This window comes from Saccharopolyspora erythraea NRRL 2338 (assembly GCF_000062885.1).
GTDB lineage: Bacteria > Actinomycetota > Actinomycetes > Mycobacteriales > Pseudonocardiaceae > Saccharopolyspora_D > Saccharopolyspora_D erythraea.
The window spans coordinates 5,413,281-5,426,696 of sequence record NC_009142.1; the positions used below are offsets into that span (position 1 = coordinate 5,413,281).

A 13,416-nucleotide genomic window follows, 5' to 3' on the forward strand; every position below is an offset into this window, starting at 1 on the left:
CCCGTGGTGACCTGTCTAGTCCGGATGGGTTGTCCATGGTCGGTGGCTGGACTCCGGACAACGCGGATCTAGACAATCGGGCGTTGATCGAATGGAGGTGTGCGGGTGCCTCGTCCGGAGCGTCCGCTGGACAACGGGCCGTTGGCGGAGTTCGCGGCTGAGCTGCGGCGTCTGCGTGAGAAGGCGGGTAGTCCGCGATACCGGGAGCTGGCACAGCGAACGCATTACTCGGTGAGCACGCTCTCGGAGGCCGCGGGCGGCAAGAGGTTGCCGACGCTGGCGGTGACCCTGGCCTACGTGCAGGCGTGCGGCGGCGAGCGGCAGGAGTGGGAGCAGCGCTGGCAGGGGGTGACGGCCGAACTCGCCGCGCAGAACAAATCCGCCACCACATCGAACCACGGTTGCGAATCCGACCTCGAGTGCCCGTATGTCGGACTGGCCGCGTTCGAGCCGGAGGACGCGGACCGGTTCTTCGGCCGGGAGCACGTGGTCGAGGACCTGCTGGCCCGGTTGCGCGACGAGCGGTTCGTGGCGTTGATCGGCGCCTCCGGTGCGGGCAAGTCCTCGCTGCTGCGCGCCGGGGTAGTGCCGAAACTGCGAGCCGGTGGGGCGCGGGTGGCGGTGTGCACACCGACTCAGCAGCCGTTGGAGGTGCTCGCCGCACAGGTGGCACGTCACACCGGCGAATCGGCTGCCCGGCTCCACGGCGAACTGGGCGAAGACCCGCAGGCGTTGCACCTGGCGGTGCTCACCGCACTGGCCGACGAGCCGTCAGGGACCGAACTGGTGCTGCTCGTGGACCAGTTCGAGGAGATCTTCACCCTCTGCCGCGACACCGAGCAGCGCACGCGGTTCCTGACCCAGCTGGCCACCGCCGCCGAGGCCGGCCACTCCCGGCTGCGCGTGGTGCTGGGCATCCGGTCGGACTTCTTCGACCGCTGCCTGGACCGCCCCGAGCTGGTGCCGGCGCTGCGGACGCCGGCACTGCTGGGGGCGATGTCGACCGAGGAGCTGCGCCGCGCGATCACCCAACCCGCCGTTGGCCAGGGCTGCACCGTCGAAGGGGCGCTGCTGGCCGAGATCACCGCACAGGCCGCCGGGCAGGTCGGGATGCTGCCACTGGTCTCCCACGCGCTGCGCGAGACCTGGCAGCGCCGTCGCGGCAACACCCTCACCCTGGTCGGCTACGAAGCCACCGGAGGTATCCGACACGCCCTGACCCAGACCGCCGAGCAGCTCTACACCGGTTTCACCGAGGCCCAGCAGCGCCGCGCCCGGGGTCTGCTGGTGCGACTGGTCGCGCCCGGCGAGGGCACCGAGGACACCAAACGTCGCATCACCCGCGCCGAACTCGACTCCGATGCCGACACCCACGCGGTGCTCGACGCCCTGGCCCGCGCGCGGCTGGTCACCGTCGACGACGACGGCATCGAGATCACCCACGAAGCACTCATCCGCTCCTGGTCCCGGCTGCGGCAGTGGATCGACACCGACCGCGAAGGCCTGCGGCTGCACCGCGAGCTCACCAACGCCACCACCACCTGGCAGCACCTCGACCACGACCCCGGCGCGCTGTACCGGGGCGCGCAGCTGACCATCACCCGCGACTGGGTGCATCGCGCGGAGCCGACGCTGGCGCGGCGCGAACGTGACTTCCTCGACGCCAGCATCGCCGCCGAACAGCGCGAACACCGCGCTCGCGTGCTCCGCACCCGCGTGCTCCACGGTGCGTGCGCCGGCCTCGCGCTGCTGCTGGTCGTGGCGTCGGTGACCGCGGTCAGCGTCTACAACCGCGGTCAGCAGACCCTGTCGCGACAACTGGCCCAGCAAGCGCGCGGCGCGCAAAACACCGATCCCGCCGCGGCGATCCGCCTCAGCGTCCAGGCCCACGACACCACCACGCTCGACGGAACTGCCACCGCCGAAGGGCGCAGCGCGCTGCTGAGCACCGCCGGGCACCTCGTTCATCACGGCACGCTGCCCAGCAGCAAATCGGTCACCGGGATGAACAAGCTGGCGTTCAGCCCCGACGGGCGCCTGCTCGCCTCCGCCGACGACCAGGTGCACGTCTGGGACGTCGCCACCCGACGGTTGCGCACCCGACTCACCGCCCCCGCCGCGAACAGGACGGACCGTCCCGCCCCGTACGGGGCCGCGGCGTTCTCTCCCGATGGAACCCGCGTCGCTGCCAGCACCACACTGAACACCGGACGCATCGACGTGTGGCGGCTGGATGCACCGGACCAGCCGGTCAAGAGCCTGCCGTCGACAGCCGAGGGAAACGATCTCGAGTTCAGCGCGGACGGCCGGCTGCTCGCCGCTGCCGGCGGCACACGCATCGAACTCTGGGATCTCGACACCGGGCGGCTCATCGAGGCTCTCCCGGTCGAAAACGGCTTCTCGGTGTCGTTCTCACCCGACGGCCGAACTCTGGCCTACTCCGCGTCGTACCCAGTGGGAGTCGGGCTCTGGGACCTCGCCGCGCGACGCCACCTGCCTGCGCTGCCGGAGTCGTACAAGCACTTCGACCCGAGGTTCAGCACCGACGGCCGGACGCTGGCCACGATGGGTACCGACGGCACGGGACCGATCATCTGGGACCTGGCCACCCGCACACCCAAGGTGAGGATCGACCAGGACATGGTGATCTTGGACTTCGCGTTCTCCCCCGCCGACCAGTCACTGTTCATCGCCAACGCCGACGGCAGCATCGACCGACGCGATCACAACGGCAGCGGGCCACCCGTGCGGCTGGTACCCGCACGCCCCGACCAAGGCTCCTCGAGCATGAGTGTCAGCGCGACCGGCGTCATCGCCATGACTTCGTGGAACTACGGCAGCATCATCACGCTGTGGGACACGAACCGGCTCCCCACACGGCGGGACAGCGGCCCGTATCCGGAAGCGCTCACCTTCAGCGCCGAGGGCAGAAACCTGCTCGGCGCCTACAAAGCAGGCGAACTCACCACCTGGGCCACCGAGCAGCTACGCCGCGACTCGACCCCTCTCCTACCAGGCACATCAGACGCGACCCTCGCCGGATTCAGCGCCGAGGGCAGGCGGTTCGTCGCCGTCACGGGCGCCGACGATCCACGGCACCGCACGATCACGGTCGGCGATGTGGCTACTCGCACGCCCATCGCCGTTGTCACTGGTCCCGACACCTATCGTGCGGTCAACGCCCAGGGCACGCTGCTGGCCACCACCGGGCCCGACGGCCTCCACGTCTGGAACGTCGAAGGCCCGGCCGCCAGGTTGATCCACACGGTCACCGACGTCAAACCCGACGCCGCGATCGCCTTCAGCCCCGACTCCCAACACCTGGCGACCACGCGTGTGGACGGAACGTTCGGGGTGTGGGATCTGACGAACGGACGGTCCATCACGCTGCCGGTGCCCGACGGCCCCGCAGGGGACCTCGTGCCCCGGTACTCACCGAACGGCCGCATCCTGGCAGTGCGCACCGCCACCGGCGTGGCACTGTGGAACGCGACCACCCGCACACCGCTGGGAAACATCCCCGGTCACTTCGGCCGCGCCCTCGCGTTCAGCCCGGACTCCCAACGCCTCGCCCTGGCCACGCGGGACAACGCGATCCTCATCCGGGACCTCCCGTCCCGAACCCGATGGGCCGCCCTGACCGGCACCGTGGCCGACACACCCGACGCGATCTCGACCCTGATCTGGTCCCCCGACGGAACGCGTCTGGCCGCCGCAGCAGGCAACTCCCTCACGCTCTGGACCACCGACCCCGAGCAAGCCACCAGCGCACTCTGCGACACCCTCGCCCGCGACTTCCGCGACCCGGCCCGACCTCTCCCCGCGGCCTGCACAAGAACGCAGCCACCCGAGACCGAGCCGGAATTGCCGTGAACGACGTGGCAGGCCCCGCCCTCAGTCGAGCGCGAGCCCTCTCGTCTCCGGTGCCCAGGCCAGGGACACGACCGCGCCCACGGCCAGGATGGCCGTCAGGACCACCATCGTGGGCGAGAAGCCCAGGGAGTCGAAGCTGATCGGCAGCAGGAAGGTGCCGATCGCGGAGCCGATCCGGCTCATCCCGTTGAGCAGCCCGACGCCCGAACTGCGCAGCTCGGTCGGGAACAGCTCCGGCGGGTACACCTGGTCGAGGTTGGACGACGCCGACATCGTGAAGGTGAACACCAGGAACAGCGGGAACAGCAGAGCCGTGGGAGCGTCCGGCCAGATGCCGATCGGCGCCAGGGACAGCGCCATCACCACGAACGAGCCGATGGTCAGCCCGCGCCGGGTGAGCTTCGCGACGAGCCACAGCCCGCCGATGCCGCCCAGCAGCAGGAACAGGTTGAGCAGCGCATCGCCCAGGAACTCGTCGCCGTCCAGGTTGATCTTCGCCAGCACCAGCGGCAGGAACGTGTAGATCGCGAAGTACGGGATGACCTGGCAGTTGTAGAACAGGACACCGAAGGCGGTGTTGCGCCAATGGCGCCTGCCGAACAGCTCCCGGTAGGTCGCACGGCGCTCGGGCACGTGCTGGGCGGCGAACGCGTCGAAGTCGACCCGCGCTCCGATGAAGCGGGTGACCACGGCCTTGGCCTCGTGCAGCCGGCCCCGGCTGACCAGCCAGCGCGGTGACTCCGGAGTGCCGATCCGCACCAGCAGGACCACGATCGCGGGGATCGCGCTGCTCAGCAGCAGCCAACGCCAGGAGTCACCACCGAACCCGACGAGGTAGTTGCCGAAGAAGAACGCGGCGATGTAGCCGACCGTCCACATCGCCGTGAGCGAGGCCAGCAGCCCGCCGCGGTAGCGGCGCGGCACGAACTCGGCGACCAGTGTCGGGCCGAGCGCGTAGTCGGCCCCGATCCCGAACCCGATCAGCAGCCGCAGCACGAACAGCTCCACCGGCCCGGTGACGAAGAACTGCAGCACCGATGCGACGGCGATGAGCAGGAAGTCCAGCATGTAGAGGCGCTGGCGGCCCATCCGGTCCGCCGCCCAGCCGACCACCGTGCTGCCGAGGAAGATGCCGATCAGCGCGGAGGCGCCGAGCAGGCCCTGCCAGGCCGGGCCCAGGCCGAGCTGCGGAGCGATCAGGGTCAGCGCGATCCCGATGATCCCGAGCTGGTAGCCGTCGGAGAAGTTCGCGCCGAAGGTCAACGCGGTGATCTTGAGGTGGAAGCGGTTCAGCGGGACGTCGTCGAACGACGCCGCCTCAGTCGTCGAGGAAGAGCTCCTGGTCTGCCGCGTATTGCTCAAAGTTCTCCAATCGTCGCCGCGCGGAGGCTCCCGCGGCATCGGCCATCGCTTCGAGCAATGAGGTCGACAGCGACATCACCGCAGCGTGCGAATCGAAGACGAGTTCCTCGCCCACCGCGGCGGCGAGCACGTCGTCGGCGTCGGGGGTCAGTGCGGACACGGTTCTGTCCGTCACCAGCACGGTGCGCAGACCCAGGTCACGGGCCTGCACCATGGCGCGCTGCGTCTCGCGGGGATACCTCGGCATCGCGAACACGATCGTCGCGTCGGCGCCGCACTGGCGCGCGTGGCGCAGCTGGTCGCCGACGATGCTCCCGCCCGAGATCAGCAGGCGCACATCGGGGTGGATCTTCGCCGCGAGGTAGCCGAACAGCGAAGCCAGCGGAGCGGAGACCCGAAAACCCAGCACCACCAACGGGTTCGAGGACGCGAGCACGGTGCCGGCCGTGCGCAGGGCGCTGTCGTCGGCGAGCTCGGTCCGCAGCCTGGCGAGGTTCCTCATGTCCTCGTCGATGCCCGACTGGAGTTTCGAGCCCCGCGCGTCCTGGTCGGCGGCCGGCTCGGAGCCGGCCTGGCGGAGGTAGCGGCGGAAATGCCCGTAACCGTCGAACCCGAGCAGTGCGACGAACCGCGTCACCGACGGCTGGCTCACCGCCGCGGCCTCGGCGAGCTCGACGCTGGTGAGATAAGCGGCGGTGTCGACGTTGGCCAGCAGGTACGCCGCGATCCGGCGCTGGGCCGGGGTCAGCCGGTGCTCGGTGAAGAGCTCCTGCAGAGGACCGGGCAATCCGGGTACCACCCTTGCCAGCGGGATGAATGGGGAGTTTCATGCAGCATCAGATTTGAATGAACAATTGTCAAGGGGTTGGTCATGCCAGACAGCAGCCGAGTCCGCATCGACGGCAAGGGGTTGCGCTGTGCGGATGTCGTGCGCGTCGCTCGGCGCAGCGCATCGGTGAAGCTGAACCAGGACGCGGTGCGCCGCGCCGAGAGCACCTACCGCCTCGCGCTGGACATCGGAGCCAAGCGGTCGGTCTACGGGCGGACCACCGGCGTCGGCGCCAACCGGCACGCCGTCGTCGACGCCGACACCGCCGACGAGCACGGGCTCCGCCTGCTCCGCAGCCACGCGGGAGGCACCGGAGAGCCGCTTCCCGACGCGATCGTGCGCTCCACGCTGGTGATCCGGCTCAACCAGCTCGCCGCCGCCGGCAGCGGTGTGCACCCGCGGCTGCTGCACGCGCTGGAGACCGCGCTGCGCGTCGGCGCCCTCCCGCTGGTGCACTCCCGCGGCGCCATCGGGACCGGCGACCTAAGCGCGCTCGCCGAGATCGGACTGACCATCGCCGGTCAGCGGCCGTGGCACGTCGGATCGCTCGACCCGGTACCGATCAGCCCCGGTGACGCGCTCGCGTTCATCTCCAGCAACGCCGCGACGCTGGCCGAGTCGGTGCTCGCCTGGCACGACCTGCGCCGGCTGCTGCACGCCAGCCACGTGATCGCCGCGTTGTCCTTCTGCGCCCTCGGCGGCTCCCCGGAAGCGTTCTCCGAGCAGGTGCACGGGGCGCGTCCGCACCCGGGCTCGGTGCGCTGCGCGGCGGAGATGCGCCGAATCCTCGGCTTGGACGTCGATCCGCCGGAAGGGCGGCGGTTGCAGGACCCGTTCGGGCTGCGCGCCTTCCCGCAGGTGCACGGCCCGGCGCTGGACGCCGCGGACGCACTGGAGCGGGTGCTGTCCATCGACCTCAACGCCGCCGCCGAGAACCCGCTCATCCACGTCGACAGCGAGCGGGTGTACCACCACGGCCAGTTCTCCACCGCATACCTGGCGCTGTCCCTGGACAGCCTGCGCGCCGCGCTGCACCACGTCGCCGAGCTGTCCGCGGCACGGTTGAGCGACCTCGTCGAACCGGAGCTGACCGGCCTCACGCCATTCCTGTCCTCCGGCCCGCCGGGCAGCTCCGGGATCATGATCCTGGAATACGTCGCGCACGACGCGCTCGGCCAGCTCCGCCACGCGGCGGCCCCGGTGACGCTGGGGACCGCGGTGATCTCGCGCGGCCTCGAAGACCACGCGAGCTTCTCCACCCAGGCCGCGCGCAGCACCTCCGCGGCCATCAGCGCCTACCGCACCGTGCTCGCCTGTGAACTGCTCGGCGCCGTCCGCGCACTCCGGCTCGCAGGCACCGAACTGCCGGACGCACCGATCGGCCAGGCCTTCGCGCGCGCGTCCCGCCGGCTACCCCTGATCGAGGAGGACCACCCGCTCAGCGGCGAGATCGCGCAGGCGGAGCAGATCATCGACGAGTTCGCCGACTGCTGAACATCACCCCGCACCCGCCGATCGCGACAATGCGCCGAAGCTGGACGCACCAACCGCCCGCGCTCCAGACTGAACGCCACCCCCAAGGACTTGACCAGGTCGGACAACCGGTGACCCCGGGTGGTCACGAGCAGATTGGCGCAACACCATGGACAACTACACCGCCGCCCCGACCAGCGATCTGACGCTGCCGGACGGACGCGTCGTCACCTGCGTCAATGCGAGGAACGCAGGACTCGTCTGGCAGGAGATCCGCACCGACTGCTACCGGCTCGACCTGCTGGACATCCCGGCCGGCGGAAGCATCATCGATGTCGGGGCGCACATCGGGCTGTTCTCGCTGTTCGCGGCCGAACGCATACCAGGCGTTCGGCTGATCTCCTGCGAACCGGCACCGGCGACCTTCGCCTGCCTCGCCGCCAACCTCACCGCCTTCGCCCCGAACGCAACCGCCCTGAACACGGCGGTCGGCGAACAACCGGGTAGCGCCGAGTTGACCTACTACCCCGACGCCGAAGCCATGACGACGCTCGAGACCGACGACGAGGACGACAGGAGCAACATCGCCGCGGTGGCATCGAACCTCGGAATCGCCGACTCCGTTCACGACTACGTGCAGACCTTCAGTCGGCGCACCGAGCGCTACACCGTTCCCGTGACGACCATCGACCGCATCATCGCCGACCACGACCTCGGCAGGGTCGACCTGCTCAAGATCGACGTGGAGCGGGCAGAGCCGGCCGTCCTACGAGGAATCACCGACGACAACTGGCCGAAGATCCACAACGTCGCGGTCGAGGTGCACGACATCCACGGTCGTCTGTCCGAAGTGGTCACACTGCTGGAACAGCGGGACTACCGGGTCGAAGCACTCCAGGAAGACATGTACCGCGGATCCAGCGTCCACATCGTACTGGCCAGCCGCACCTGACGTCGCGGCACGCGGCTGGAAAAAGCCATCTCCTGAGACCTCCGCCCGCGACCAGGACTACTCCGCCCCTCCACCTCAGCCCGCATCTCATTTGGGTGTGTTTCCAGGCAGGCGATATGTTGATCAATTGTGAGTGATGTGGAGAGGTGGTGCCCAGAGCCGTTGTGGCTGCTGGCGCGTCCGTTGTTGCCTGATGCGCCGCAGCGCCACCAAGGCGGGGGTCGGCGTCGGCTGGACGACCGCGCGGTGCTGGCCGCGATCCTGTACGTGCTGCAAACCGGGTGCGCCTGGTCAGCGCTGCCCACCTCGTTCGCGGTCAGCGCTCCCACCGCCCACCGCCGGTTCACCGAATGGGTCCAAGCGGAGGTGTTCAGCCAGCTGCACCAGGCGCTGCTGGACCTGTTGGGCACCGCCGGGGCGATCGACTGGTCGCGCGCGTCGGTCGACAGCATGCACGTCCGCGCGGCCAAAGGGGGGACCTGACCGGCCCCAGCCCGGTAGATCGAGGCAAGCCTGGCTCCAAGATCCACGCGATGAGCGAACGCGGCGGCATTCCACTGGCCGTGGTCGTCTCGGCGGCCAACCGCAACGACCACCGGGAGTTGGAGGCCGTAGTCGATTCCGTCGCGCCGGTCAAGGTGCCTACGGGGCGGCCCCGGCGTCGGCCGCACAAACTGCACGGCGACAAGGGCTATGACTTCCCGGTTTGCCCAAAGCAGCTCACTACGCGGCATTCGCCCAACTGGCGTGCGCGGCGATCTGCTACCGCCGAGCTGTCAAGCTGGACCTGTTGATCCATAACAACCCCAAATGAGATGTGGTCTCAGCCCGTGGTCGGCTGGTGTTCCGCCGCCCATGCGGCGATCTGGCTTCGCGAGCTGAATCCCAGCTTGACGAGGATGTGCTCGATGTGGGCTTCCGCGGTGCGCTGGGAGATGACCAGGCGAGCGGAGATCTCCTTGTTGCTGAGTCCTTCGGTGGTCAACGCGGCGATTTCGCGTTCCCTGGGCGTGAGCAGGGACCATTCGTCCTGCGAAGCGGCTCGTTCGGTGCGCTGCGGGGCATCACCGAGCGCGATGCGCACGGCGTCATCCAGGTCGAGGTGCCTACCGTCGTCGAACGCGGACTCGTACGCCTTGGAACCGCAGGTTCGTCGCACGGCTTTTTCGCAGTCCCGGCGGTATCCGCTCAGGTAAGTGAACTCCGCCAGCGGAGTACCGAGCGCCTGCCAGAGGGTGTCGGCCGCGCCGAGCAGGGTGGCCGCGCGGCAGGCTTCGTCGCGTGGTCCTTCGGCTGCGACCCACGCGATGGCCTCCATCGACAGGGCCGCGCCGAGGAGGTCGTTGACTTCGTGGAAGCGCCGGACGGCGTCGGACTGGACGGCGGTCGCTCGCTGCGGGTCGCCGTCGCGCCACACCTGCAGGCCCAGCACCCACAACGCGTAGGCCTTCCACCAGCGCTCGTGGTAGGTGTCGCAGAGCGAGCAGCACTCGTCACATCGCGCGTGCACCTCTTGGCTGTCGCCGTTCAGGAACGCGATGAGCGCCGACCGGTACAGAGCCATGGCGATGCCGATCGGCTCGTGCACAACCCGGTGGTAGGCGAGCGCTTCCTCGTAGAGCGACCTCGCGCGTTGTGGATCGCCGTGCAGAGCGGTGATGATGCCGGAGAAAAGCGCGACATAGCCGAGCGTCCTCCTGTCGTCCAGGTCCTGGCCGAGCGTTCGGGCCTCGTCCAGCCTGTCAGCGGCACTGGTCAGGTCGCCTTGCAGGATGGCCAGCCATGCCGTGACCGACAGGCCCCATGCGCGCTGCTCCGTCGCTTCGGGAGACATCGCCAGCAGACCGTCGAGCCAACGCAGTCCTTCGCTGAGAGAGCCTGACGAGGGCCAGTACTGCCAGAGTCCGGACGCGGCGACGAGACCGGTGGGTGCTTCCCCCGGGACCGTCACGCAGAACTCCAGCAACGCCCGAAGGTTGAGGTGCTCGCGGCGGAGCCGGCCCAACGACCGCGCTTGGTCGGGGGTGAACAGACCTCGCTCCGCGCCCGCGACGAGGTCGGCGAAGTAGTCGCGGTGACGACGAGGCGTGGCAACGTCGCCGAGGGAGGTGAGCTGCTCGGCACCGTACTGGCGGATCGTCTCCAGAAGCCGGTATCTCGGCTGCGGAGAGTCCCCGTCCAGCAGCAGCACCGACTTGGAGACCAGTCCCACCACCAGTGCGGCGACGTCATTCGCCTCGATGCCGTCACCAGCGCACACGGTTTCGGCTGCCGCGAGGTCGAACGTGCCCGCGAAGACCGACAGCCGCGCCCACAGGACGCGTTCGGCAGGAGTGCACAGATCGTGGCTCCAGTCGATCAGCGCGCGAAGGGTCTGCTGCTGCGGCAGCGCCGCCCGGCTGCCGGCGGTGAGCAGGCGGTACCGGTCGTCGAGCCGTTGGACGACCTGCTCCACCGACAGGGCCTGCAGCCGCGCCGCCGCCAGCTCGATCGCCAGCGGCATCCCGTCGAGGCGCCGGCACAACTGCACCACGGCGGCCGCGTTGTCGTCGTCGACGGTGAACCCGGGCCGAATCGCCTTCGCCCGTTCCTCGAACAAGGCGACCGCTTCGTATCGGCTGAGCGCCTGTACCGAGGGCAGTGGGGGTTGCGGCTCGGGAAGTGACATCGGCAGGACCGGGTAGACGGTTTCCCCCGTGATGTTGAGCGCTTCACGACTCGTCGCGAGAATCGTGAGGCGCGGGGCCGTCCGCAGCAGGTGGTCCGCGAGGAGCGCACAGCTGTCGAGCAAGTGTTCGCAGTTGTCGAGCACTAGCAACAAGTGGTTGTCGCGAACGTAGTCCGACAGCTGGTCGATCAATCCCCGAGATGAACGCCCCTCGATACCCAGCGTCGCGGCGGCGGCCTCGACCACGAGGCCGGGTTGCCGCAGCGCACCCAGCTCGACCACCCACACCCCGTGGGGAAACGCCCGCCGCACGTTCCTCGCGGCCTGCAGGGCGAGTCGGGTCTTGCCCACGCCGCCCGCGCCGGTGAGCGTCACCAGCCGTGACGAGGACAGCAACTGCCTGACGTCGGTGACTTCGCGTCGACGTCCTACGAAAGTCGTGATGTCGACGGGCAAGTTGCCCTTCTGAGGAGGCAAAGAGGTCGACACCGCGCTGCGCTGAGCTGGCGCCATGCCGAACTCTACTTCCCGCTGCTTGCGCACCTGTGTTCAGCAGTTTCGCAAGCCACCACTCCGGTTGTCCAGGCCAGACCGAAGCCGCCTTCAGGCTTGCGGGGCAGTCATCATCCGGTTTCCCCTCTGCGCCCCTGCTCTTCGCGTTATCTGGAACAACTGCACTGGTTGACCACGAGTAGACAGTGTCATCAGACAACTTTCCAGCCGCATCGCCCGATGAAGAGGCACTTACCTGTCAATCACGTCCTGCAGCACGCGCTGCGTTCCAGCAGTGCCCGCCTCGGCGACACCGTCGCCATCGTCGGTCTCGGGCACCTCGCGGTGCAGTTCGCCGCCGCGATGGGGTTCACCGTGGTCGCCCCGGCACGCTCGGCGGACAAGGAGTCCGCGGCCCGGGAGCTGGGCGCGGCGCACTACGTCGACTCGTCCGGCACCGACGTCGGCGCGGCCCTGCGCGATCTCGGCGGTGCGGCGCTGATCTACTCCACCGCCGCCGACACCGGCGTCGCGCAGCAGGCCGCGACCGGACTGCGCCGTCGCAGCGAGCTGCTGCTCAGCGGCATCGGATCGGACCCGCTGTCGTTGGACGTCGGCGCGCTGGTGATGCGCGGCCTGCGGGTCCGCGGCCATGTCACGGGCGGCCCCACCGACATCCAGGACGCGATGCGCTTCGCCGTCGCGGCCGGGATCCGGCCGTGGACCGAGGTCCGCAAGCTCGACGAGGCCGCCGAGGCCGTGGAGTCGATGCGCAGCGGTCGCGCGCGTTTGCCGGATGGTGCTGCGGCCGTGACCGCGGTCCGCCGGCACCGTCAGGCGGCGACGAGCCCGTCGAGCAGGGTCTCGATGGCGGCGGCTCGCGGTGTCTCGGCCAGCCACTGCGCCTCATAGTGGATCGTCACCGGATGTCCGTCCCGGTGCACCGGGCGGGTCCGTGCACCGGCCTGGAACCGGGACAGCGGGAGAAGGGCGCCGCCCAGGCCGAGGCGTGCCCAGTCCTCGACGCTGCGGTAGTTGTCGGCCTCGCCGGGATAGGGCAGCAGCCGGGCACCGGCGTCGGCGAACAGCCGCCGGGTCATCGTCGCCAGCCCGCACGCGTCGCCGATCATCACCATCGAGCGGTCGGAGAGCTCGCTCAGCTCGACCGGGTCCCGCGACCACGCGGCCGAGTCGTCGGTCAGGTAGTGCAGCGGCTCGCTGGTGACCTCCCGGCGGCGCACCGGCCCAGCGTCCGGCACGGCCGGGACCAGCAGCAGGTCCAGCCTCCGGGCGAGCAGTTCGCGGCGCAGTTCGGCGAGGTCCTTCTCCTGCACGACCGGCGACGCCGGCAACCGGCCGCGGGCGGCCTCGAACGCCCGGCCGACGAGGTCGGGGTGGATGATCGGCGACACGCCGAGCCGCAGCGGCTCGGCGTCCGCCCGGGTGGCCGCGCGCGCCTCGGTCAGCAGCGCGTCCAGCGAGCCGAGCGCGGCGTGCAGGTGCGGCAGCACGCGGTTGGCCAGTGCGGTCGGCGTCACACCGGTCGTGGTGCGGTCGAACAGCGGACCGCCGAGTGTGCGTTCCAGCGCCGCGATGCCGTGCGAGAGCGCGGGCTGGGTGACACCGAGAGCCGCCGCGGCACGCGAGAACGACCCGAGGTCCGCAGCCGCGCGGGCGTAGTAGAGCTGGACGACCTTGAGCCGGTCGGCATGCATGTTCTTCATGTCGGTCATGCGCCGATTCCTGGTTCCGCCGGTGAACGCCCTG

8 protein-coding genes and 2 pseudogenes are annotated in these 13,416 nt (G+C 69.6%); 6 read left to right on the forward strand and 4 right to left on the reverse strand.

All coding sequences use genetic code 11. The annotated features are described in order from the left end of the window. Positions 1-105 precede the first annotated feature (105 nt). Entirely contained in the window at positions 106-3,873 is a 3,768-nt protein-coding gene (locus SACE_RS23490) for an nSTAND1 domain-containing NTPase (protein ID WP_011874477.1), read from the forward strand. Between the two features lie 21 nt (positions 3,874-3,894). Here SACE_RS23490 and SACE_RS23495 read toward each other — a convergent pair whose 3' ends face one another. Beyond that, positions 3,895-5,235 carry an MFS transporter gene (locus SACE_RS23495; RefSeq protein WP_009950804.1) on the reverse strand — a complete coding sequence of 447 codons (1,341 nt, stop codon included), beginning with the start codon at positions 5,233-5,235 and terminating at the stop codon, positions 3,895-3,897. Beyond that, entirely contained in the window at positions 5,192-6,022 is an 831-nt protein-coding gene (locus tag SACE_RS23500; protein WP_009950803.1) for a MurR/RpiR family transcriptional regulator, read from the reverse strand. The genes SACE_RS23495 and SACE_RS23500 overlap by 44 nt, the downstream gene beginning before the upstream one ends. A gap of 84 nt (positions 6,023-6,106) precedes the next feature. Between SACE_RS23500 and SACE_RS23505 the strand changes: the two genes are divergently transcribed. The 4 genes and pseudogenes from SACE_RS23505 to SACE_RS40405 all read left to right on the forward strand — a co-directional run. Continuing rightward, entirely contained in the window at positions 6,107-7,558 is a 1,452-nt protein-coding gene (locus SACE_RS23505; RefSeq protein WP_011874478.1) for an aromatic amino acid ammonia-lyase, read from the forward strand. 148 nt (positions 7,559-7,706) lie between these two features. Then, a complete protein-coding gene (locus tag SACE_RS23510; protein WP_009950801.1) occupies positions 7,707-8,489 on the forward strand; it encodes an FkbM family methyltransferase in 783 nt (260 codons plus the stop codon). 138 nt (positions 8,490-8,627) lie between these two features. Then, a pseudogene (locus SACE_RS40400) lies at positions 8,628-8,813 on the forward strand (transposase); the annotation flags it as partial. Between the two features lie 57 nt (positions 8,814-8,870). Beyond that, a pseudogene (locus SACE_RS40405) lies at positions 8,871-9,187 on the forward strand (transposase); the annotation flags it as partial. 125 nt (positions 9,188-9,312) lie between these two features. Here SACE_RS40405 and SACE_RS23520 read toward each other — a convergent pair. After that, a complete protein-coding gene (locus SACE_RS23520; RefSeq protein ID WP_193755470.1) occupies positions 9,313-11,613 on the reverse strand; it encodes an ATP-binding protein in 2,301 nt (766 codons plus the stop codon). A gap of 276 nt (positions 11,614-11,889) precedes the next feature. On the opposite strand from SACE_RS23520, the gene SACE_RS23525 reads away from it, so the two are divergent. Beyond that, positions 11,890-12,561, forward strand: a complete 672-nt coding sequence (locus tag SACE_RS23525) for a zinc-binding dehydrogenase (RefSeq protein ID WP_011874481.1) — start codon at positions 11,890-11,892, stop codon at positions 12,559-12,561. Here the strand turns inward: SACE_RS23525 and SACE_RS23530 are convergent. Next, on the reverse strand, positions 12,483-13,382 hold the full coding sequence (locus SACE_RS23530) for a LysR family transcriptional regulator (RefSeq protein ID WP_009951243.1): 900 nt from the start codon (positions 13,380-13,382) through the stop codon (positions 12,483-12,485). The genes SACE_RS23525 and SACE_RS23530 overlap by 79 nt on opposite strands. Between the last annotated feature and the right edge of the window lie 34 nt (positions 13,383-13,416).